Here is a 21,206-nt window from a genome sequence, read left to right on the forward strand (position 1 = left end):
CCGTAAAGGTGAGGTTCACGCCCGACGAGCGGTCGGTTCCGCACCACCGAGCGGTCGCTCCCGCACCATCGACAGGTCAGGTCCGTGCCATATTGGCCCCATGGCCGACCCCGCCGCCCCGGCCCGACGCGGCCGCCCCGGTCACGACCAGCAGGACGTGCTGCGCGAGGCGGTGGCGCTGTTCAACCGGCAGGGCTACGACGCGACCAGCATGGGCGACCTGGCCCGCGAGCTCGGGCTGACGAAGTCGGCGATCTACCACCACGTGACCAGCAAGGAGCAGCTGCTCGAGATGGCGCTCGACGCCGCGCTCACCGAGCTCAGCGAGGCCGTCGAGGCCGCCACCACCACGTCGTACGCCGCTGCCACGGGCCGCCCGCCGGCCTCGGCGTACGAGCGGCTGCGGGCGCTGGTCGCCCGCAGCGTCGAGGTGCTGGTGGCCCACCAGCCGGAGGTGACGCTGCTGCTGCGGGTGCGCGGCAACAGCCCCGTCGAGCTGGCCGCGCTCGAGCGGCGGCGCTGGATCGACGCCCGACTGGCCGACCTGGTGCGGGCGGCGGTGGACGAGGGCTCGCTGCGCGACGACGTCGACCCCGACCTGGTCAGCCGGCTGCTCTTCGGCATGGTCAACTCGCTGGTGGAGTGGCACCGTCCCGGCGGCGACGTCGACGCGGGCGTGCTCGCGCACGCGGTGACTACCCTGGCCTTCGACGGCCTGCGCGCCGCCTCACCCGGCAGCGACTGAGCGCCGCAGGCCGGGGCGGTGGGCGCAGGGCCGCTCAGGCGTCGAAGTCGACGGTGACCGCGTCGGTGAGCGGGCGCGCCTGGCAGGTCAGCACGAAGCCGGCCTCGACCTCGGCGGGCTCGAGGGCGTAGTTGCGCGCCATCTCGACCTCGCCCTCGCGCACCAGCGCCCGGCAGGTCCCGCAGACCCCGCCGCGGCAGGCGAAGGGCAGGTCGGCCCGGGTCTCCTGGGCCGAGTCGAGCAGCGGCCGGTCGCGCGCGACGGTCGAGGTCGAGCTCAACCCGTCGAGCACCACCGTCGCCTCGCTGGTCGCCCGGTCCGACCCGGCACCGGGGGCGGCCGTGGCCCGCACCAGCTCGGGCGGCGGCTCGTCGACGAAGAACAGCTCGGCGTGCACCTGCCCGGCGGCCAGGCCCAGGCGCCCGAGCACGGTGCGGGCGTCCTGCACCATCCGGTGCGGCCCGCAGAGCCAGGCGTGGTCGACCGGGTGGTCGGGGCCGACGGGCGCCAGGGTGGTCAGCACCCGCTCGAGCCGCTCGGCGTCGAGGCGGCCCGAGAGCAGCTCGACGTCGCGCGGCTCGCGGCTGAGCACGTGCACGACCTGCAGCCGGGCGGGGTAGGCGTTCTTGAGGTCGGCGACCTCCTCGGCGAACATCACCGACGCGGTGGTCCGGTTGCCGTAGAGCAGCGTGACCCGGGCGTCGGGGTGGGCGAGCAGGCTGGCGGCGATCGAGAGCACCGGGGTGATGCCCGACCCGGCCGCCACGCACAGGTGCCGCCCGCCGGCGGCGAGCACCTCGGGGGTGGCGCGGAACCCGCCGGGGGCCAGCTGCACCTTGACCTCGTCGCCGGGGCGCACCTCGCGCACCAGCCACGACGAGACGACCCCGCCGGGGATCTCGCGGACGCCGATGCGTGGCGCCGCGCCCACCGGGGCGCAGATCGAGTAGGACCGCCGGTGCTCGACGCCGTCGACGACGCGGCGCACGGTCAGCGACTGGCCGGCGTCGAAGGCCAGCTGCTCGGCCAGCTCGTCGGGCACCTCGAAGGTGATCGCGGCGGAGTCGTCGGTCAGCGCCGCGACCGCGGCCACGCGCAGGGCGTGGAAGGTGCGGCTGCGGGGGCGCTCGACGGCGGGTGCGCTCATCTCAGATCTCCTTGACGTGCTCGAACGGCTCGCCGCACGCGGTGCAGCGGTAGAGCGCGGTGCAGGCGGTCGGGCCGTACTCCGAGGTCAGCTCGGGCCCGTCCGACCCGCAGCGTGGGCAGGCCAGCTCGCGCCGGGTGGCGCCCAGGCGCAGCGGCACCGGCCCGGCGGGGCGGGCCTCGACGGCGGCCGGGGGCGAGATCCGGTGCTCGCGCAGCGCGGCGCGACCGCGCGGGGTGATCCAGTCGCTGGTCCACGGCGGGCTGAGCCGCACCTGCACCCGCACCTCGTCGAAGCCGGCCTCGGTGAGGGCCCGCACCAGGTCGTCGCGCATCGTGGCCATCGCCGGGCAGCCGGAGTACGTCGGCGTCAGCGCGACCGTGACCACGGTGCCGGCGGTGCCGGCCGGGTGCTCCTCGACGACGACCTCGCGCAGCACGCCCAGGTCGAGCAGCGTCAGCATCGGCATCTCGGGGTCGGTGACGCCTGCGGCGACCGCCTCGGCCTCGGCGACGCCCGGCCCGCGCGTGCGCTCGGCGGTGCTCATGCTCACCACCGCCCCAGTGGGTGGGCGCGGGCCACGACCTGCATCTCGGCCAGCAGCCGGCCCAGCGCCTCGGTGTGCATGCCGTCGCGTCCGGTCCGGCCGCGTACGCCGCCGCGCCGGGGGGCCTCGGGCCAGGGGCACCGCGCCTCCTCGAGCACCTGCGCCAGCACGCCCTCGACCTCCTCGGCGGTGGCCGCGGGGTCGACGCCGGCGCCGCTCTCGGCGAGGCGGGTGGCGACGGGGTGGGTGTCGAGCTGCTCGGGGTGCCAGGGCGCCAGCTCGTCGAGGGCGGCCAGCAGCCGGCGCCGCGACTCCTCGGTGCCGCGCGCCAGGGTCACCACCCAGCGTGCGGCGTAGTCGCGGTGGTAGGTGACCTCGGTGGCGCCCTTGGCGCCGATCGCCGCCAGCACCGGGTCGCGGGTGCCGGCCAGGCGGTGCAGCAGCGCCAGGCGCGCGGTGGAGAAGAGCAGCAGCCGCACGACCAGGTGGGCGAAGTCGCCGTGCTCGAGCTCGACCAGCCGGGTGCAGCGCAGCTCGCCGGCCTCGCGGAAGAACGCCAGCCGGTCCTCGTCGGGCGCCGGGGAGCCCTCGGGCAGCACCGGCACCACGGCCGGGTCGGCGGCCGCGGCCCGGGCCAGCAGCAGCCGGGCCTGGCCGAGCAGGTCGAGCGCGATGTTGGCGATCGCGATGTCGTCCTCGAGGTCGGGCGCGCGGCTGCACCACTGCGAGAGGCGGTGCGAGAGCACCAGCGCGTCGTCGCCGAGCCCCAGGCAGTACGCCGCCAGGTCGGCGCCGTCGACCCCCTCGGGCATCGTCGTGTCGACACCGGCCAGCGGGTCCTCGAAGGACGTGCCGAAGGCCCACTGGCCCGACACGTCGCCGTGGTCCTCGACCAGGCCGTCGTACACCGACTCGTGCTGGCTCGTGTGCTGGTTCATGGGGTGGCCGCGCCTCACATGTGGGGGACGTCGGCGGGGACGTCGTAGAAGGTGGGGTGGCGGTAGACCTTGTCGCCCGACGGCGCGAAGAGCGGGTCCTTCTCATCAGGGCTCGAGGCGGTGATCGCGTCGGCGCGCACCACCCAGATGCTCACGCCCTCGTTGCGCCGCGTGTAGACGTCGCGGGCGTGGTGCAGGGCCATCGTGTCGTCGGCGGCGTGCAGCGAGCCGACGTGCACGTGGTTGAGGCCGCGCTTGCCGCGCACGAAGACCTCGTAGAGGGGCCACTCGGCCCGGGGGCTGGTGTCGTTAGGGGTGGTGGTCATCGTCGTCTCCTCGCTCACCGGGTCTCGACCCGCCCGTCGGGGTCTCGCAGGCTCGACCCCGGGGCTTGCTCGACCTGCGCGCGGTCTCGCCCGGGCTCCTTCGTCGCCCGCGCGAACGCGCTTGCGGCCTCGCGCACCCACGCACCGTCCTCGTGGGCGCGGCGCCGGTGGGCGATGCGCTCGGCGTTGCACGGGCCGGCGCCACTGATCACCCGGGTCAGCTCGTCCCAGTCGGGCTGCCCGAAGTCGTGGGCGCCGCGCTCCTCGTTCCAGCGCAGGTCGGGGTCGGGCAGGGTGACGCCGAGGCGCTCGGCCTGCGGCACGGTCATGTCGACGAACTTCTGGCGCAGCTCGTCGTTGGTGTTGCGCTTGATGCCCCAGGCCAGCGAGCGCGCGGTGTTGGGCGAGGCGTCGTCGGGCGGGCCGAACATCATCAGCGCCGGCCACCAGAACCGGTCGACGGACTCCTGGACCATCGCGCGCTGCTCGTCGGTGCCGCTCATCATCGTCATCAGCAGCTCGTAGCCCTGGCGCTGGTGGAAGGACTCCTCCTTGCAGACCCGGATCATCGCGCGTCCGTAGGGCCCGTAGGAGGTGCGGCACAGCGGCACCTGGTTGCAGATCGCCGCGCCGTCGACCAGCCAGCCGATGGTGCCGACGTCGGCGTAGGACAGCGTGGGGTAGTTGAAGATGGAGGAGTACTTCTGCCGCCCGTCGATCAGCATCCGGGTCAGCTCGGCCCGGGACACGCCGAGGGTCTCGCAGGCGGAGTAGAGGTAGAGCCCGTGGCCGGCCTCGTCCTGCACCTTGGCCAGCAGCACCGCCTTGCGGCGCAGCGAGGGCGCCCGGGTCAGCCAGGCCCCCTCGGGCTGCATCCCGATGATCTCGGAGTGCGCGTGCTGGGCGACCTGGCGCACCAGGGTCCGGCGGTAGCCCTCGGGCATCCAGTCGCGCGGCTCGATGCGCTCGTGGCGCGCGATGACGGCCTCGAACTGCTCCTCGAGCCGGGCCTCGTCGGTGCTGGTGCTCATCGAGCCTCCTGGGATTACTGACCGATCGGTCTGTTAATTGCACCACGGCGTGGCCCCGGTCACAAGTGCCCAGCACGGGCGGCGACGCGTGAGGATGGGCGGATGGACGTCGACGTCGAGGTGCACACCCACATCGCCCGCCCGCCGCAGGAGGTCGCGGCGTACGCCGGCGACCCGGGCAACGCGCCGCAGTGGTACGCCAACATCCGCAGCGTCGAGTGGCGCACGCCGCCACCGGTGGCGCTCGGCTCGCGGATGGACTTCGTGGCCCGCTTCCTGGGCCGCCGGCTGGCCTACACCTACGAGGTGGTCGAGCTGGTGCCCGGCGAGCGGCTGGTGATGCGTACCTCCGACGGCCCGTTCCCGATGGAGACGACCTACACCTGGGCGCCCGAGGGCGAGGGCACCCGGATGACCCTGGCCAACCGGGGCCGGCCCAGCGGCTTCGCCGGCGTCTCGGCGCCGGTGATGGCGCTGGCGGTGCGGCGCGCGACGCGCAAGGACCTGGCCCTGCTCAAGGCGCACCTCGAGCGCTGACCCGCCGGCTCCGGAGGAGGGTCAGGGACGGGCCAGGGTCGAGGCGACGTCGTCGACGATGGTCACGACGTGGCGCAGCGAGGTGATCAGCGAGCCGTAGAGCGGCCACCGCAGGCCCGGCAGGTCCTGGGCCGACAGCTCGTGGGCCAGCGCGTCGATCTCCTCCTGCAGCGAGTGCAGGTGGGCCTCGGGGTCGCTGATGCGGCGCCCGACCTGGTCGAGCAGGCGCAGGAACGGGTCGCGGAAGCGGGGGTCCCAGTCCTCGGCCTCGACCACCGACTCCTCCAGGGTCCGCGCGATCGCTCGGGCCTGGGCGACGCCCTCCTCGAGGCGCACCAGCACCTCGCTGCCGAGGTCGGCGTCGCTGGCGCTGGACGAGCGGTTGCGGCGCGGGTTCCACCACTGCGACTCGCGGGAGTAGTCCAGCAGCCACTCGGCCCGGTCGACCTCGGCGTCGATGCCGCGCGTCTCCTCGACCCACGCGCGCACCCCGTCGTCGTCGACGCCCTCGTCGAGCTCGGCCGCCATCCGCCGCAGCAGCGCCCCGAGCCGGCGGTGGATGAGGTCGAGCTGGTGCTCGGCGCCGCGGTCGTCGAGCGGGGGCACCACGACGAGGTTGACCACGATGCCGGTCAGCACCCCGATCGCGGTCGCCAGCAGCCGGTCGACGAGCTGCGACTCCTCCGAGGTGCCGCCCAGCGTCAGCAGGAACAGGGCGGTCGTGGCGACCGCCACCCCCTCGAGCCGCAGCGGGGGGAGCCGGGCGATCAGCAGCCCGACCAGCACCCCGATCCCCAGCGAGAGCGGGCCGTAGCCCCACAGCTCGAAGACGGCGTACGCGAGCAGCACGCCGAGGAACGTCGCCACCACCGACTGGCCGCCGCGCAGCACCGAGCGGTAGACCGTGGCGTGCACGGTCAGCAGCGCCACCCAGGGCGCCAGGAACGCCTGCTCGAGGTCGAGCCACGTGTCGGCCAGCACCCAGGCCACGACCGTGGCGATGGTGGCCTTGACGACCTGCAGCAGGTCGGTGTGCACGGCGGGCTCGCGAAGACGACCCAGAGCCCTGCGCACCGGGGAACGGACGTCCGGACGCTGCACCGGCGTACCCGTCTCAGGCGTGCGGGCCGGGACGGCGCACGTGGTCGGGGCGGAAGCCGTGGTCGATGCCCCACAGCAGCGCCCGGGTGCGGCTGTCGACGCCGATCTTGCGGTAGAGCGAGCGGATGTAGGTCTTGACGGTGTTCAGGCCCAGGAAGGCCCGCTCGGTGATCTCCTGGTTGCTCAGGCCCTGGCAGATCAGCGCCAGCACCTCGGCCTCGCGGGGGCTCAGGCCGTGCTCGCGGCCCGGCCAGCGCCCGAAGTCGTCGTTCTCGGGCGTCGGCACGGTGCTGGGCAGCACCTTCTCGCCCCGGTGCACGGCCTCGATCAGGTCGACGAGCTCCTTGGCGGGGATGCCCTTGGGGATGTAGCCGGAGGCGCCCGCGGCCAGCGAGGCCTCGACGAGCTCGGGCTCGGTGTTCCAGCTGAAGATCACCAGCCGCCCGCTCCCCCCGGCCATCAGCCGGGCCACGTCGACGTCGCCGCCCTGCACCTGGCCGAAGGAGTCGTAGAGCACCACGTCGACGTCGCCGACCACCGGCATCCCGCTGTCGAGCTCGACGACGCTGACGCGGTCGGAGAACGGCTCGAGGACGGCGGCGATGCCGGCCACGACGATCTCGTAGTCGTTGACGATCGCGATGCGCACGGGGCTGGACATGGATCCGATCATAGGGACGACACGTCCGGGACACCTCGTCGCCGCCGTGGGCCGGGACGCGGTTCATCCGCAAGGATGATGCTGCCGCGGGAGCACCTGTGGCAGGCCCCGCCGCGTCCTCGCCGACTCGGCCGGGCGCGGGGGCGCGACCTACGATGGCGACACCAGACGGACACGACACCCGGGAGGTGGGACATGGACACGCACGTCGACGCACAGGTGACCCAGACGCGGATGAGCCTGATGCAGCAGCTCGCTCGGATCGAGCGGCGAGATCCGGTCCTCTCGGCCCGGGTGCGGCTGCAGGCCATCGACCTGCACCGGGCCTGGACCGGGCGTCGCCTCGACACCGACGAGTACGCCCTGCGCCTCGCCGGGCTGTGCGACCAGGTGCGCGAGCAGGCCGACACCACCGGCGCGCCGGTGCCCGCCGCCGAGCCCTGCTGACCCGGGCCTGCTGACCCGACCCGGCCGGTTCGAACGAGCCGGGTCGCGAGTCGGCCGGTTCGAACGAGCCGGGTCGCGAGTCGGCCGGTTCGAACGAGCCGGGTCGCGGACCGGGTGGGGTCAGAGCCGGTCGGCGCGCACCAGCGTGCCGCGCTCCAGCGCCCGCACCTCGACCGTGCCCAGCCCGGCGGCCTCCAGGTCGGGGGCCAGCGAGGCGGCCTGCTCGGGCGTGCCGACCTGCAGCACCAGCACCCCTGCGTCGGCCAGGCAGGCCCCGGCGGCGCGGATGCACGCGCGGGCCACGTCGAGGCCCTGCGGGCCGCCGTCGATGGCCAGCGTCGGGTCGGCCGGGTAGCGACCCACCTCGGCGCTCGGCACCCACGGCGGGTCGGCGACCACCAGCGCGAAGCGCTCCTCGTCGAGGGGCAGGCCGGCCAGGTCGGTGTGCACCACCTCGACCTGCCCGGCCATCGCGTTGGCCTCGGCGTTGGCCGCCAGCAGCTCGCACGCCCGCGGCGACAGGTCGACGCAGGCGATCGCTCGGTCGGTGCCGTGCACGGCCAGCAGCCCGATGTGGCCCACCCCGGCGCACAGCTCGAGCACCCGGCCGGCGGGGGCGTCGGCGAGCAGCTCGCGCGACCACAGGGACTGCGCCTGCGTCCAGGGCCGCGGCTCGAGCACGCTGTCGTCGTACGCGATCTCGAGGGGGCCGAAGCCCATCCGGCGCAGGCTCGTGTCCTGGGTCGTCTCCGGGGTCCCCCCGGGGGTCGGTGCAGGCATGCGCAGCAACCTAGGCCACCCGCGGACACCCTTGTGGGGGTGGATGAGCACCCCGCAGACGGGGAACGGTCAGAGCATGCCGACCCTCCCCCGTGCCCGCGGCCCGCTCAGCGCCGCCCTGATCGCGGACCTGCGCGGCGAGACGACCCTGGTCGACCGCACACCCCCCGAGCCGGCGCCGCTGGGCTCGGGTGACGAGGAGCTGGCGCTGTGGCTGCTCTACGAGCTGCACCACCACGGGTTCGACGACGCCGTCGACGGCGGCACCGAGCACGAGTGGCGCCCCGACCTGCTGGCGCTGCGCGGCGACCTCGAGCGGCGACTCGAGCAGCGCTGGCGCGAGCGGGTCGCGGCGGCCGACCTGCCCGAGCTCCCCGTCGGGGCAGAGCCCGCCGACCTGGCCCGCGCCTTCTTCGCGCTCTGCGAGGCCGACACCGGCGCCGAGTCGGTGGCCCGCTTCCTGCAGCGCGAGGCCGACGAGGAGCAGCTGGCCGAGGTGCTGCGACAGCGCTCGATCTACCACGTCAAGGAGCAGGACGCCGCGATGTGGACCCTGCCCCGGCTGCCCGACACCACCAAGGCGCACCTGGTGACGATCGCGGCCGACGAGTACGGCAACGGCCGTCCCGACGACCTGCACGCCCAGCTGTGGGCGCGCGGCATGCGCGCCTGCGGCCTCGACGCGGCGTACGCCGCCCACGTCGACGGCGCGCTGCCGGCGGTGCTGGAGCAGAACAACCTGATGAGCCTGCTGGGGCTGCACCGACGCCTGGTGCCCGCGGCGCTGGGCCACCTGGCGGCCTTCGAGGTCACCAGCGCGGTGCCGTCGCGGCGCGTGGTGCGCGGCATGGAGCGGCTCGGCGCCCCCGAGCCGATGGTGGCCTACTACCGCGAGCACATGGTCGCCGACGCGGTGCACGAGCAGCTCGCGGTGCGCGACCTCGTCGGCTCCTACGTCGCCGAGGTGCCCGGCAGCGAGCCCGAGATCGCGTTCGGGGCGGCGGTGTGCCTGCTGGCCGAGGCCGCCACGGCGACCGCCGTGCTCGAGCACGTGCGCCGCGACGACGAGACCGCTGCCGGCGAGGACGTCGCATGAGCGAGCCCACGCAGGTCACCCTCTGCGAGGACGGGCCGATGCTGGTGCGCGGCGAGGTGGTCGTGGAGGACGAGGACGGCCAGCGGCACGTCTCCTCCCGGCCCGTCACGGCCGTGTGCCGCTGCGGCGCCTCCTCGCTCAAGCCCTGGTGCGACGGCTCGCACAAGGCGCGCGCCGCCGGGGGCCCGCGTGCCCGTCGGCTCGGCTCGGTGTGAGCCCCGCCGAGCCCCTCGAACCCGCAGCGCCCCTCGAACCCGCCGAGCCCCGGGTCCTGCGGGCGCCGATGCGCTCGCGCGACGACGCGGTCGACCACGCCGCCGCCGTACGCCGCGCGCTCGCCCAGGGCGTGTGCGGGACCGGCGGGCGGCTCTCGCGGGAGCCGGTCGACCTGCCCGACGCGCTGGGGCTGGTCGAGGAGGAGCACGACCAGCGGGTCGCGGCCCGGCTGCGGCGCTTCGCCGAGGAGGCCGACGGGACCTGGCCTGGACCCGCGACGCCGACGGCGGCTGGTGGCGAGGCGTGCTCGACGGTGGCTGGCGCTACGACACCGGCCCGGAGGCGCACCGCCTCGGCCTGGCTCGAGGTCGCCGACCCCGACGTGCCGCCGGCGGTGCGCTCCTCCTTCGCCCGGGGCGGGCGCAACCTGCAGCGCATCCACGACCGCTGACGCCGACCCGGCTGGTTCGAACCGGCCGGGTCGCGGTCGTGGGGGGGCGTGGATGATGGAGCCGTGACCTCGCTCCAGGACCCCCTCGCCCTCGCCCACGGCCCCACCTGGGCCAACCGGATCACCCTCGCGCCGCTGACCAACCTGCAGTCGCACGCCGACGGCAGCCTCTCCGACGACGAGCTCGACTGGCTGGTCGCGCGGGGCGAGGGCGGCTTCGCGATGGTGATGACCTGCGCCGCCCACGTCTCGCCCGAGGGCCAGTGCTGGGACGGCCAGCTCGCGGTGTGGGACGACCGCTTCCTGCCCGGGCTGACCCGGCTGGCCACGGCCCTGCGCGAGAGCGGCACCACCTCGTGCGTGCAGCTGCAGCACGGCGGCATGCGCGCCTCGCAGGAGCTGTCGGGCCACCCGACGGTGGCCCCGTGGGACGACGAGGCCAAGGGTGCGCGAGCGCTGGGCACCGGCGAGGTGCAGCGCGTGGTGCAGGACTTCGTCGACGCGGCGGTGCGCTGTGAGCGGGCCGGCTTCGACGGCGTGCAGGTGCACGGCGCCCACGCCTACCTGCTGGCGCAGTTCCTCGACGCCCGCTCCAACCACCGCATGGACGCCTACGGCGGCTCCCCTGAGAACCGGGCCCGGGTCTTCCACGAGGTCGTCGACGGCATCCGCGCCGCGACCGGGCCCGACTTCCAGGTCGGGATGCGGCTGACCCCCGAGCGCAGCGGCATCGCGCTGGCCGAGTCGACCTCGCTCGCCGAGCAGCTGATGGTCTCCGGCGCGGTCGACCACCTCGACATGTCGCTGTGGGACGTGCGCACGGCGCCCTTCGAGACGGCGTACGACGGCGCGCTGATCGACCACTTCACCGCCCTCGAGCGCGGCAGCGCGCGCCTCGGGGTGGCCGGCGGCATCGTCTCGACCGCCGACGCCGACTGGTGCCTCGAGCGCGGCGCCGACTTCGTGACCGTCGGCACCGCCGGCATCCTGCACCACGACTTCGCCCGCCGCGCGCTGGCCGACCCGGCGTTCGCCATGGCCGCCACGCCCGTCAGCCGCGACCACCTGCGCGCCGAGCGCGTCGGGCCCGACTTCATCGAGTACCTCGCCGCGGGGTGGGACTTCGTTGCCTGAGCCGACGTCGTCCCCCGTGCCCGTGCCGGCCACCGGCACCCCCTCCTGGCAGGCCCGCCTGGCGGTGCGGGCCTTCGGGCTGGTGCCCGACGCGCTCGTGACCCGGGTCTTCACCCACCCGCCGCGGCTGCGCACGCCGCTGGTGCCCCGCTCGCTCGCGGCCCGTCACGACGTGGCCACCACCGAGGTCGGCGCCGGACGGGTCGCGACCGTGACCCCGGCCCACGCACGCGACCACGTCTTCTACCTGCACGGCGGCGCCTACACGCTGCAGGCGCAGCACTGGCCGTTCCTCTCCCGGCTGCTCGGGCACGGCTACGCGGTCTCCCTGGTCGACTACCCGCTCGCCCCCGAGCACACCGTCGACGAGACGCTGCCGATGGTGCGTGAGGCGTGGGAGCTGGCCGTCGAGGCCGCGGCCGCCGAGGATCGCCCGGCGCCGGTGCTGGCCGGCGACTCGGCCGGCGGCGGGCTCTCGGTGGCGCTGCTGCAGCAGCTGCGCGACGAGGGCGCGACGATGCCGCGCGCCACGGTGCTGCTCTCGCCGTGGGTCGACGCGGTGATGGCCGACGCCGGCACGATCGCCGCCGACCGGCTCGACCCGCTGCTGAGCAGGCGCGCGCTCCACGGCGCCGCCCGCCTGTACGCCGGCCCGCACGGGCTCGACGACCCGCGGATCTCCCCCGGCCTCGCGGACCTCTCCGGGCTGGGCCGGGTGCTGGCGCTGGTCGGCACCCGCGAGCTCTTCTGGCCGCAGTGCGAACAGCTGGCCCAGCGGGCCGCGACCGCCGGCGGCACCGACCTCGAGCTGCGGGTGCGCGAGGGCCTGCCGCACGACTGGGCGCTCTTCCCGGGCCTGCCCGAGCAGCGCGACCTGGCCACCGAGCTGGTGGCCTGGCTGACCGACTGAGTCGTTGAGGGGTCGACCGGGCCCGAGCGACGCGCTCAGTCGAGCAGGAAGCGGGCCACGAAGACGCGGTCGTCGGTGTCGAGGCGCTGCGCGGTGACCTCGAAGGCCGCCACCACCTCGCTGCCGTCGGCGCGCACCACCGGCACCCGCACCACCTGGTCGAGCAGCACGTCGCGCCCGTGCGAGGAGTGCATGGTGGTGCCGGCGACGTGGGCCTGGTGGTAGCGGGCCGGCACGATCGCCAGGACGCGGCGCCCCTCGAGCAGCGACGGATCGTCATAGCCCAGGAAGGCCGACACCGCGGGGCTGATCCCGACGATGTCGTGGCGCTCGTCGGTGACGATGACGGTCCCGACCTCGACGATCGCGGTCACCGCAGCGGCGCCCAGGAGCGGGGAGGGCACGGGTCGCGGCACGTCGAGACCGGTGCTGGTCCAGGCGCTCGGGGCGGCGCCACGGGCCTGGCCGAGCACCTCGCCGCAGAGCCAGACCCGCATCAGCTCGATCTCGGGCTGGGTGGGCGGGGCGAGCAGGCGGCCCTCGCGGGCGTGGGCCAGGGCGGAGCCGAGCGCGGCGGAGAGCACCTCGAAGTGGGGGACCGAGGCCACGGGCACCCGCAGCACCATCCGCTCCACGCTCACCGCGGGCTCGACCGCGTAGGCCATGATCGCCTCACCGTCCTCGTGCAGGTCGGGCTTCGGCACCTGCTCGTGCAGCAGGTTGAGCGCGTCGCTGGCCGCGGCGTGCTCGTCGAGGGCACCCGGGTCGTCCTCGAGGCGAAGCAGCAGGTGCTCGCGCAGCAGGCCGGCGGCGTGCTCCTGCCAGGCGTGGTGCATCAGCAGCGGCACGCCGACCAATTCCACCTCGACGACCGCGTCGCGCTCGTCGTCGAGGGACTCGCTGTCCTGCGGGGCGCGGGCGTGGGTGCCGCCGATCTCGAACCAGACGGTCTTCCCGACCCCCGGGCGCATGTCGACGTCCCAGACGTCGACGCAGTCGGCGAGCAGGTGCAGACCGCGGCCGGTGCCCGAGGTGGTGGTCCAGTGCCGCGGCACGGGCCGGTGCGAGCTGGTGTCGTCGACCTCGACGCGCACCGCCCCCCGCTCGCAGCGCACCCGCAGCCGCACCTCGCCGCCGGCGTGCACCACGGCATTGGTGACCAGCTCGGAGACGGCCAGCTCGGTGGCGTCGACGAAGCGGTCGGCGCCCGCCTCGGCGAGCAGGCGGCGTACGAGACGGCGTGCCTCGAGGGCGCTGCGAGGCTCGGCGGGCAGCACCCGCTCCTCGCTCAGCACCGACACCGGCACAGGCGTCCACCCCCTTGCGCGCCCCTGGGCGGCCCGCTGCCGCCTCCGGCATCGTAGCCAGCCGCGGCGTCCACCGCCCCCACCCTCGCCAGGTCGGGTCCGTGGCGCGCTCGAGTCCACGTGACACCGACGTGACGCAGACCACGTCGCCGCGACGTCGCGGGAGTGCCCGGTTGGCAGCGGACCGGGGCTGCGTGGCTCTACTCTTCTCCCGGCACCAGCACCACCAGCCCGACAGAACGACGAGGCCACGCGGCCGGCGAGTACGACGTCACCTGGGGGTCGGTCAGGGGCGCTCCACGCACCCGGCCCGACCGCGGCGCCACCCACGTCCCGTCCCGTCCGCCCGCTCGCGTCCGCTCGTCCTCCGACCACCGGCTCACCCCTGCCCGCCTGCGCGGGCCGGCCCGCCGGCGGCCGGTGCCGTGCGTGCGCCCAGGGCCCGCCCGCCCCGAGGTCCTCGTGCCCCTGCCCGTCGTCTCCTTCGAAGCCCTGTACGCCGTCGTGGTCGTCGCCATCGGCGTCGTCCCCCTGCTCCCCCAGCTCACCCGGCTCGCCCGCACCGGCGACGCCGCCGGGCTCTCCCTGCCGGCGCTGCTCGCCGGCCTGGTCAACTACGTGGCCTGGACCTGGTACCTCGCACCGACGGAGGCCACCGGCCTGCTGGTCGGCAACGTGCTGGCCGGGCTGGTGTGGGTCGCGGTCACCGCCCTGGCCGTGCGGAGCCTGGCCTGGTCGGCCTCCTGCCTGGTGCCGGCGGTCTGGGCGCTGGTGCTGCTCGGGGTCGTGGCCCTGGCCCCGGGGCTGCTGGGCAGCCTGCTCGGCGTGGGCTCGCTGCTGGTCTTCGTGCCCCAGGCCGTCGGGGCGTGGCGGGTGCCGTCACTCTCCGGCGTCTCCGCCACCAGCTGGTGGCTGCTGCTGGCCCAGGGCCTGGTGTGGTTCGGCGAGTCGCTGCCGGGGCTGCTCGTCGGCGGTCTGGTCTTCGGGGTCGTGTGCGTCACCGCCTCGCTGAGCGTGCTGTGCGCCCTGTCGGTGCGCGGCCCGCGTCTCGCGGCGGCCGCCGTCGCTGCCTCCGGCGCACCGGACGCGGTGCTGGCGGCCTGAGCCGGCAGAAGCGCCGGCACGCGGGCGGGCGGGGCGACATACTGCGCGGGTGAGCCGCCGAGACACCCCCGCCGACCTGCCCCAGCCCACCCAGCGCACCGAGGCGGCCGACCGGTGAGGGCGGTCGACTGCTCCGGCGGGCGCCTCGAGGTCGTCGACCTGCCCGACCCGCGACCGGGGCGCGGCCAGCTGGTGCTCGAGGTACGACGCTGCGGCATCTGCGGCTCCGACCTGCACGCCAAGGACCACGGCGACGCGCTCGCCGAGGTGATGGACGAGCTGGGCTACGCGCACTCGATCCGCCGCGACAACCACGTGGTGCCGGGCCACGAGATCGTCGGCGAGGTCGTCGAGCGCGGCCGCGGCGCCGGGCGCGGGCTGCGCGAGGGCGACCTGGTGGTGCCGTTCCCGCTGGTGCGCGACAGCGCCGGCGTGCACCCCACGGGGCTCTCGCCGCGCGCCCCGGGCGGGTACGCCGAGCGGGTGCTCGTCGAGGGCGCGCTCAGCCTGAAGGTGCCCAACGGCCTCGACGCCCAGACCGCCGTGCTCACCGAGCCGATGGCGGTGGCGCTGCACGCGGTCAACCGCAGCGACGTGGGCCGCAAGGACGTCGCGGTCGTGCTGGGCTGCGGCCCGGTCGGTCTCGCCGTCATCCTCCAGCTCAAGGCCCGCGGGGTCCGCCGCGTCGTGGCCTCCGACTACTCCGCGGCGCGGCGCGAGCTGGCCCTGGCCTGCGGTGCCGACACGGTGGTCGACCCCGCCGAGGAGTCGCCGTACGACGCCGCTGCCGCGGCGGGGTGGATGCGCTCGGCGCCGCAGGTGCTCGACCACGCCCTCGACTCGATGCGGCGACTGCGCCGGCTGCCGGGCTGGGTGCACCTCTACCGCGCGGCCGACGCGCTCGGCGCCGCCGACATCACCGGCCCGGTGGTCTTCGAGTGCGTGGGCGTGCCGGGGATGATCGAGGGCGTCGTCAGCGCCGCTCCGATCGGCACCCGCGTGGTGGTGGTCGGGGTCTGCATGGGCGAGGACCGGCTGCGGCCAACGATGGCGATCAACAAGGAGATCGACCTGCGCTTCGTGCTCGCCTACACCCCGCTCGAGCTGCGCGACGCCCTGCACCAGCTCGCCGAGGGCAAGATCGACGCGACGCCCATGGTCACCGGCACGGTCGGCCTCGACGGGGTGGCGGCCGCCTTCGCCGCGCTGGGCGACCCCGAGCGGCACGCGAAGATCCTCATCGACCCCTCGAGCAGCGTCACCACGCCCTGAGCGACCACCCTTGAGCCCGGGGGCCGCGGTGCACTAGACCGGCACCCATGACCCTCGTGCTCGGCATCGACTCCTCGACCCAGTCGACCAAGGCGGTGCTGGTCGACGCCGCCGACGGCACCGTCGTCGAGCAGCGCTCGGCGCCGCACCCCCAGGGCACCGAGGTCGACCCGCGGGGCTGGACCGAGGCGCTGGCGCAGGCGGCCGGCCCGCTGCTGCCCCGCGCGAGCGCCGTCGCCGTGGCGGGCCAGCAGCACGGGATGGTGGCGCTCGACGAGCATGGCGACCCGGTGCGCCCCGCCCTGCTGTGGAACGACACCCGCTCCGCGGCCGGTGCGCGGCAGCTGGTCGAGGAGTGGGGCGGCCCAGAGGCCTGCGCCGAGCTCGTCGGCAGCGTGCTGGTGGCCTCGTTCACCGTCACCAAGCTGCGCTGGCTGCGCGACCACGAGCCGGAGTCCGCGCGGCGCACGCACCGGGTGCTGCTGCCCCACGACCACCTCTCCCAGCACCTGGCCGCGCCGGGCACCCCCGCCTTCACCGACCGCGGCGACGCCTCCGGCACCGGCTATTTCTCGACCGTCGACGACCGCTGGCGCCCCGACCTGGCGGCCGCCGCGCTGGGCCGCGAGGTGGCCCTGCCCCGCATCGCCGGCCCCGGCGAGGCGGCCGCCGAGACCAGAGCGGGCCAGGTGCTGGGCGCCGGCACGGGCGACAACATGGCGGCGGCGCTGGCACTCGACCTGCAGCCCGGTGACGTGCTGCTCTCGGTGGGCACCTCGGGGGTGGCCTCCGAGCGCGTGGGCGAGCCGGTGCTCGACGGGTCGGGTCTGGTCACCGGCTTCGCCGACGCCACCGGGGGCTTCCTGCCGCTCGCGGTCACCCTCAACGCCGCCCGTGTCCTCGACCTCCAGGCACGGCTGCTGGGCGTCGACCACGACGAGCTCGCCGCCCTGGCGCTCCCGGCCCCGCCGGGCTCCCACGGCACCACCCTGCTCCCCTACTACGGCGGCGAGCGCACCCCCGACCGCCCGCACGCGGTCGGCACCTGGACCGGCCTGACCACCACCACCGACCGGGCCGACCTCGCCCGGGCCGCGTTCGAGGCGCTGGCCTGCAGCCTCGCCGACACCGTCGACGCCCTGACCGCCCGCACCGGCAGCCGCGGCGGCGCCCCGGGCCGCCTCCTGCTGGTCGGGGGCGCGACCCGCAGCCCGGCGCTGCAGCAGGTGCTGCCCGCGGTGCTCGGGCGCGAGGTCGAGCTGCCCGAGCCGGGCGAGTACGTCGCCCTGGGCGCCGCCCGGCAGGCCGCCTGGGCGCTCGCGGGGACGCCCGACCCGCCCGCCTGGCCGGCCACCGGCACGAGCACGCTGAGCGCCGAGCCGACGCCGCAGGTGCGCGAGCCCTACGCACGGCTGCGCGAGCGCACCGCCGACTGGTCCTGACCCTCACAGGGCCCCCCGGCCACCCCGGCCGCCCCGGCCTCGCCTGGACCGGGCAGTTAGGCTCACCTAAGAACGGAATCGATCGAGAGGGGCAGAGCCCATGCACGGCGAGGTCCAGAGCACCGAGCAGATCTCCCCCACGATGGTCCGCGTCGTCCTCGGCGGCAGCGGGCTCGACGGGCTGGAGATGCCCGACTGCACCGACAGCTACATCAACGCCGCCATCCCGCCCGCGGGTGCGACGTACGGGCCGGTCTTCGACCCGCGGGAGGTCCGCGACACCCACCCGGAGGAGCAGTGGCCGCTGCGCCGGCGCTACAGCGTGCGCCGCTGGGACGCCGAGCGGCGCGAGATGACGCTCGACTTCGTGGTGCACGGCGACGCCGGGCACGGCGGCCCGTGGGCCGACGGTGCCGAGGCCGGCGACGTGCTGGTCTTCAACGGCCCCGCGGGTGACTACCGGCCCAGCCGCGACGCCGACTGGCACCTGCTGGTGGGCGACGAGGCGGCGCTGCCGGCGATCGCGGCGTCGCTGGAGGTGCTGCGCCCCACCGACCACGCCGTGGTCCGGCTGGTCGTCGACGGGCCCGAGCACGAGATCGCCCTCGAGAGCCCCGCGCGGCTCGACCTGCAGTGGGTGCACCGCAGCGCCGCGTCGCCGCGTCCCCTGGTCGGCGCCGTCGAGGGGGCCGAGCTGCCGGAGGGGCGCGTGCACGCCTTCGTGCACGGCGAGGCCGAGGAGATCCGCCAGATCCGCGCCCACCTGCTGCGCGACCGGGGCGTCGCCAAGGCCGACCTGTCCTGCTCGCCCTACTGGCGGCGCGGGATGGACGACGAGCAGTGGCGCTCGGTGAAGAAGCAGTTCGTGATCGCCATGGAGGGCGACACGGCCTGAGCCGCCCCACCGGAAGGGTGGGGTCCGTCGCCGCCGGGAGGGGTACCCAGGAAGCATGGCCGACGACGAGCAGAGGGACCTGCCCAGCACCAACCACCCGCTGCACGGTGAGCCGCGCCGGCTCGGCGGGGCCGCGCTGGCCGTGATCGCGCTGGTGCTGCTGGTGGCCGGGATCGTGGCCCTGCTGACCTGGCTGCGCTACAACACCTGAGCCTCGCCCGCGCCTCAGCGGTGCTCGGGACCCGCCACGTTCTCGAGCACGACTGCCAGGCCCTGGCCCACCCCGATGCAGATCGCGGCCACGCCCCAGCGCTCGCCGCTCGCGCGCAGGCGGGCGGCCAGGGTGCCCAGCACCCGGCCGCCGGAGGCGCCCAGCGGGTGCCCCATCGCGATGGCGCCGCCCCAGGCGTTGACGATCTCGGGGTCCACGCCCCCCTGTTGCGACCACGCATCGACGCAGGCCAGCGACTGCACCGCGAAGGCCTCGTTGAGCTCCACGGCCCCGACGTCGCCCCAGCCGATGCCGGCGCGCGCCAGCGCGGTGTTCGCGGCCTCGACGGGCGCGAAGCCGAACTCACGGGGGTCCAGCGCGTGGGCGCCGCGACCGGCGACCCGGGCGATCGGCGCCAGCCCGATCCGCTCGGCGGCCGCCTCGGAGCCCAGCAGCAGCGCCGAGGCGCCGTCGTTGAGGGGGCTGGCGTTGCCGGCGGTGATGGTGCCGTCGCTGCGGAAGGACGGCGTGAGGCCAGCCAGCTTCTCGGCGGTGGAGCCGTCGCGGATGCTCTCGTCGCGGGCCAGCTCGACCCCATCGACGCCGACGACCAGGTCGTCGTACGACCCGTCGGCCCAGGCCTGCGCCGCGAGACGGTGCGAGCGGGCCGCGAACTCGTCCTGACGCTCACGACTGATCCCGAAGCGCTCCTGCAGCTGCTCGTTGGCCTCGCCCAGCGAGACGGTCCACTCCGCGGGCATCCGCTCGTTGACCAGGCGCCAGCCCAGCGTCGTGGAGACCATCTGGGCGTGCCCGGCCGGGAACGCGCGCTCGGGCTTGGGCAGCACCCACGGCGCCCGCGTCATCGACTCCACACCACCGGCGACCACCACGTCGGCATCCCCGGTCTCGATCGTGCGCGAGGCCTGCATGCCCGCGTCGAGCGAGGAGCCGCACAGCCGGTTGATCGTCGTGGCCGGCACCGACGTCGGTAGCCCCGCCAGCAGCACCGCCATCCGGCCCACGTTGCGGTTGTCCTCGCCGGCCTGGTTGGCACAGCCCCACGCCACGTCGTCCACCGCGGCCGGGTCGAGCGCCGGCGCCTTCGCCAGCGCGCCGCGCAGCGCGGTCGCGGCCAGGTCGTCGGGGCGCACGCCGGCGAGGGCGCCGCCGAACCGGCCGAAGGGGGTGCGGGCGCTGGCGTAGAGGTAGCTGGCGGTCACGACGCCGAGGCTAGCCGGGCCGGTCCTCGCTGAGGACGGGCCCGACGACCTCGAGCGCGGACTCGGCCACCGGGACACCGCACAGCTGCGCCACCCGCAGCACCAGGTCGGCGATCTCCTGCGGCCCGACGCCGTGCGCCCGGGCGGCCCGGACCTCCTCGGCCAGCGTCTCGTGGTCGCCGCTCGCGACCAGGGCCGCGAGCGAGACCAGGGCCAGCGCGCGCTGGTCGAGGTGGTCGCCGTGGTCGTCGGGCGTCGCCTCCTGCGCCGCTCCCCCGCTGGTGCCGACGAGCGCCCCCAGCTCCCGGGCGAGGTCGTCGAGGGTGGTGTCCGGCGGGCCGAGCGCGTGCTCGCGCAGCAGCCGGGCGAGCCCGGTGGGATCCGCGAGCAGCCCCGGCGGGCCGACGGCCGCGTCGTGCTCCACGAGGCGTCCGTCACCGACCCCCTGGGCGACCTCGCGCAACGACTCCAGAGCGGCCGCGTCGGTGCCCGGGGCGGCCACGACCAGGACCGGCGCGGCGATCCGGCCCAGGCGGCGGCGTACGTCGAAGCCTGCGAGCGCGTCGACCACGGCGGCGTACCCCTCGGCGTCGTGGTCGTCCTGCTCGGCGCCCGCCACGAGCGAGTCCGCCGTCGCCCCGGCGCCCAGCAGCACCGCCGACTCGACGCGTCCGGGGGCGTCGAGGAGCAGCTGCAGCCCGACGGCCGCACCCGCGCCGACCCCGGCGTAGTGGAAGGTCGGCGGCTGCAGCCCGCCACCCATCAGGTCGACCATCTCCAGCACGCCGGCGGCGAGCCCCGCCAGCGTGAACGGCTCCTCGACCGGGGTCCGGTTGTGGCCGTGACCGGGCAGGTCCCAGCCGACGACCTGGAAGTGCTCGGCCAGGTGGTCGGCCGCGGCGCCCCACACCTGCTGGGCGGTGCTGCCCAGCGCGGGCCCGAGCAGCAGCAGCGGCTGGTCGGGGCGCCCACCCAGGCGGACGGCGGTGACGGGGGCGCGCGGGCTCATGGCCCCATCGTCCACCACCGGGACGGGCGCCCGCCGCATGGTCGTGGGCGGTCGGTTCAGCAGGCCGACCAGAGTCCCCGCCCGGCGTCGCGGGCCTCGGCCTCGGCGGCGCGCATCCGCTCGATGTGGCGGTCGTTGGGCTCGTAGAGCACCGCCTCGGCGTGCCCGGCCCGCACCATGGCCAGGTTCACCATGTCGCCGCCGGCGTCGTAGACGTAGAGCAGCACGCGGTCGAAGGGGTCGAGGATCTCCTCCTCGGCCTCCACGCTGACGCTGGTGCCGGGCGGCACGAGGTCGGCCAGCGCCGCGGACGCCTCGGGCCCCCAGCACTCGACCGGGCTGCCGGGCGCCACGGTCTCGGGGGTGTCGATCTGCAGCAGGCGTACGGCGGTGCCGTCGGCGCCGCCGGGCCCCAGCAGGTCGCCGTCGCCGCGCAGGTAGAGGGTGTCGCCGTCGACGATGCGCACGACCTCCCCCACCTCACGCTCGTCCGCGCCGTCGCGGGGCGCGTCGACCACCGAGCCCGCACCCAGCCCGCCCTCGGTGCAGCCGCCGAGCAGCACCACCGCGAGCCCGGTCGCGGGCACCCACCTGAGGTCCACGGCGTACAGCCTGGCAGTGGGCACCGACAGCAGCCGACACCGGCGGGTGGGGGCGGGTGCGGGGGGCGCTGGTG

25 protein-coding genes are annotated in these 21,206 nt (G+C 75.6%); 13 read left to right on the forward strand and 12 right to left on the reverse strand.

The window, feature by feature from the left end:
* Positions 1 to 100: 100 nt before the first annotated feature.
* Complete coding sequence (locus QWJ41_RS18670; RefSeq protein ID WP_302709990.1) at positions 101 to 745, forward strand: TetR/AcrR family transcriptional regulator; 645 nt, start codon at positions 101 to 103, stop codon at positions 743 to 745.
* A gap of 34 nt (positions 746 to 779) precedes the next feature.
* Here QWJ41_RS18670 and paaE read toward each other — a convergent pair whose 3' ends face one another.
* The 5 genes from paaE to paaA are packed head-to-tail and all read right to left on the reverse strand — an operon-like array spanning position 780 to position 4,734.
* Entirely contained in the window at positions 780 to 1,892 is a 1,113-nt protein-coding gene (gene paaE, locus QWJ41_RS18675; protein WP_302709991.1) for a 1,2-phenylacetyl-CoA epoxidase subunit PaaE, read from the reverse strand.
* 1 nt (position 1,893) lies between these two features.
* Positions 1,894 to 2,439 (reverse strand): 1,2-phenylacetyl-CoA epoxidase subunit PaaD, encoded by a 546-nt coding sequence (paaD, locus tag QWJ41_RS18680; protein ID WP_302709993.1) that lies wholly within the window; start codon positions 2,437 to 2,439, stop codon positions 1,894 to 1,896.
* Positions 2,440 to 2,441: 2 nt separating this feature from the next.
* Positions 2,442 to 3,377, reverse strand: coding sequence for a 1,2-phenylacetyl-CoA epoxidase subunit PaaC (gene paaC, locus QWJ41_RS18685; RefSeq protein ID WP_302709994.1), 936 nt, complete (start codon positions 3,375 to 3,377; stop codon positions 2,442 to 2,444).
* Between the two features lie 14 nt (positions 3,378 to 3,391).
* Positions 3,392 to 3,703 (reverse strand): 1,2-phenylacetyl-CoA epoxidase subunit PaaB, encoded by a 312-nt coding sequence (gene paaB / locus QWJ41_RS18690; RefSeq protein ID WP_302709995.1) that lies wholly within the window; start codon positions 3,701 to 3,703, stop codon positions 3,392 to 3,394.
* A 14-nt stretch (positions 3,704 to 3,717) separates the two neighbouring features.
* Positions 3,718 to 4,734, reverse strand: a complete 1,017-nt coding sequence (gene paaA / locus QWJ41_RS18695; RefSeq protein ID WP_302709996.1) for a 1,2-phenylacetyl-CoA epoxidase subunit PaaA — start codon at positions 4,732 to 4,734, stop codon at positions 3,718 to 3,720.
* A gap of 102 nt (positions 4,735 to 4,836) precedes the next feature.
* On the opposite strand from paaA, the gene QWJ41_RS18700 reads away from it, so the two are divergent.
* Positions 4,837 to 5,271: an SRPBCC family protein gene (locus QWJ41_RS18700; RefSeq protein ID WP_302709997.1), complete on the forward strand. Its 435-nt coding sequence runs from the start codon at positions 4,837 to 4,839 to the stop codon at positions 5,269 to 5,271.
* 21 nt (positions 5,272 to 5,292) lie between these two features.
* On the opposite strand, the gene QWJ41_RS18705 is transcribed toward QWJ41_RS18700, so the two are convergent.
* A complete protein-coding gene (locus QWJ41_RS18705; protein ID WP_302709998.1) occupies positions 5,293 to 6,372 on the reverse strand; it encodes an FUSC family protein in 1,080 nt (359 codons plus the stop codon).
* A gap of 13 nt (positions 6,373 to 6,385) precedes the next feature.
* Positions 6,386 to 7,033, reverse strand: coding sequence for a response regulator transcription factor (locus QWJ41_RS18710; protein WP_302710000.1), 648 nt, complete (start codon positions 7,031 to 7,033; stop codon positions 6,386 to 6,388).
* Positions 7,034 to 7,228: 195 nt separating this feature from the next.
* Between QWJ41_RS18710 and QWJ41_RS18715 the strand changes: the two genes are divergently transcribed.
* The gene (locus QWJ41_RS18715) at positions 7,229 to 7,480 is read left to right on the forward strand and encodes a hypothetical protein (RefSeq protein WP_302710001.1); all 252 of its coding nucleotides are present in this window, start codon (positions 7,229 to 7,231) and stop codon (positions 7,478 to 7,480) included.
* Between the two features lie 120 nt (positions 7,481 to 7,600).
* Here the strand turns inward: QWJ41_RS18715 and QWJ41_RS18720 are convergent, their stop codons facing one another.
* The gene (locus QWJ41_RS18720) at positions 7,601 to 8,260 is read right to left on the reverse strand and encodes a methyltransferase (RefSeq protein ID WP_302710002.1); all 660 of its coding nucleotides are present in this window, start codon (positions 8,258 to 8,260) and stop codon (positions 7,601 to 7,603) included.
* A gap of 76 nt (positions 8,261 to 8,336) precedes the next feature.
* Here QWJ41_RS18720 and QWJ41_RS18725 point away from each other — a divergent pair, with 76 nt between their 5' ends.
* The 5 genes from QWJ41_RS18725 (at position 8,337) to QWJ41_RS18745 (ending at position 12,067) form a co-directional block, all read left to right on the forward strand.
* Positions 8,337 to 9,356, forward strand: coding sequence for an iron-containing redox enzyme family protein (locus QWJ41_RS18725; RefSeq protein WP_302710003.1), 1,020 nt, complete (start codon positions 8,337 to 8,339; stop codon positions 9,354 to 9,356).
* Entirely contained in the window at positions 9,353 to 9,571 is a 219-nt protein-coding gene (locus QWJ41_RS18730; protein ID WP_302710004.1) for a CDGSH iron-sulfur domain-containing protein, read from the forward strand. Before QWJ41_RS18725 ends, QWJ41_RS18730 begins: the two co-directional genes overlap by 4 nt.
* Positions 9,568 to 10,023 carry a GAF domain-containing protein gene (locus tag QWJ41_RS18735; protein WP_302710005.1) on the forward strand — a complete coding sequence of 152 codons (456 nt, stop codon included), beginning with the start codon at positions 9,568 to 9,570 and terminating at the stop codon, positions 10,021 to 10,023. Before QWJ41_RS18730 ends, QWJ41_RS18735 begins: the two co-directional genes overlap by 4 nt.
* Positions 10,024 to 10,086: 63 nt before the next feature.
* Positions 10,087 to 11,157, forward strand: coding sequence for an NADH:flavin oxidoreductase (locus QWJ41_RS18740; protein WP_302710007.1), 1,071 nt, complete (start codon positions 10,087 to 10,089; stop codon positions 11,155 to 11,157).
* Positions 11,158 to 11,173: 16 nt separating this feature from the next.
* The gene (locus QWJ41_RS18745) at positions 11,174 to 12,067 is read left to right on the forward strand and encodes an alpha/beta hydrolase fold domain-containing protein (protein WP_302710009.1); all 894 of its coding nucleotides are present in this window, start codon (positions 11,174 to 11,176) and stop codon (positions 12,065 to 12,067) included.
* 35 nt (positions 12,068 to 12,102) lie between these two features.
* Here the strand turns inward: QWJ41_RS18745 and QWJ41_RS18750 are convergent, their stop codons facing one another.
* A complete protein-coding gene (locus QWJ41_RS18750; RefSeq protein WP_302710010.1) occupies positions 12,103 to 13,368 on the reverse strand; it encodes an ATP-binding protein in 1,266 nt (421 codons plus the stop codon).
* A gap of 435 nt (positions 13,369 to 13,803) precedes the next feature.
* On the opposite strand from QWJ41_RS18750, the gene QWJ41_RS18755 reads away from it, so the two are divergent.
* The 5 genes from QWJ41_RS18755 to QWJ41_RS18775 all read left to right on the forward strand — a co-directional run bounded on the left by QWJ41_RS18755 (position 13,804) and on the right by QWJ41_RS18775 (position 18,298).
* Positions 13,804 to 14,478 carry a hypothetical protein gene (locus tag QWJ41_RS18755; protein WP_302710011.1) on the forward strand — a complete coding sequence of 225 codons (675 nt, stop codon included), beginning with the start codon at positions 13,804 to 13,806 and terminating at the stop codon, positions 14,476 to 14,478.
* Positions 14,479 to 14,592: 114 nt separating this feature from the next.
* Positions 14,593 to 15,750 (forward strand): zinc-binding dehydrogenase, encoded by a 1,158-nt coding sequence (locus QWJ41_RS18760; RefSeq protein ID WP_302710013.1) that lies wholly within the window; start codon positions 14,593 to 14,595, stop codon positions 15,748 to 15,750.
* A gap of 47 nt (positions 15,751 to 15,797) precedes the next feature.
* Positions 15,798 to 17,192 (forward strand): FGGY family carbohydrate kinase, encoded by a 1,395-nt coding sequence (locus tag QWJ41_RS18765; protein ID WP_302710014.1) that lies wholly within the window; start codon positions 15,798 to 15,800, stop codon positions 17,190 to 17,192.
* A 100-nt stretch (positions 17,193 to 17,292) separates the two neighbouring features.
* Entirely contained in the window at positions 17,293 to 18,087 is a 795-nt protein-coding gene (locus QWJ41_RS18770; protein WP_302710015.1) for a siderophore-interacting protein, read from the forward strand.
* Between the two features lie 55 nt (positions 18,088 to 18,142).
* A complete protein-coding gene (locus QWJ41_RS18775; RefSeq protein WP_302710017.1) occupies positions 18,143 to 18,298 on the forward strand; it encodes a hypothetical protein in 156 nt (51 codons plus the stop codon).
* A 14-nt stretch (positions 18,299 to 18,312) separates the two neighbouring features.
* Here QWJ41_RS18775 and QWJ41_RS18780 read toward each other — a convergent pair whose 3' ends face one another.
* From QWJ41_RS18780 to QWJ41_RS18790, 3 genes are read right to left on the reverse strand one after another with little or no spacing between them, the layout of a single operon-like run.
* Positions 18,313 to 19,521: a thiolase family protein gene (locus tag QWJ41_RS18780; RefSeq protein ID WP_302710019.1), complete on the reverse strand. Its 1,209-nt coding sequence runs from the start codon at positions 19,519 to 19,521 to the stop codon at positions 18,313 to 18,315.
* A 10-nt stretch (positions 19,522 to 19,531) separates the two neighbouring features.
* Positions 19,532 to 20,530: an alpha/beta fold hydrolase gene (locus tag QWJ41_RS18785; protein WP_302710020.1), complete on the reverse strand. Its 999-nt coding sequence runs from the start codon at positions 20,528 to 20,530 to the stop codon at positions 19,532 to 19,534.
* A 56-nt stretch (positions 20,531 to 20,586) separates the two neighbouring features.
* Positions 20,587 to 21,132, reverse strand: coding sequence for a thermonuclease family protein (locus tag QWJ41_RS18790; RefSeq protein ID WP_302710021.1), 546 nt, complete (start codon positions 21,130 to 21,132; stop codon positions 20,587 to 20,589).
* Between the last annotated feature and the right edge of the window lie 74 nt (positions 21,133 to 21,206).

It is taken from the genome of Nocardioides cremeus (genome assembly GCF_030518195.1).
Lineage (GTDB): Bacteria > Actinomycetota > Actinomycetes > Propionibacteriales > Nocardioidaceae > Nocardioides > Nocardioides cremeus.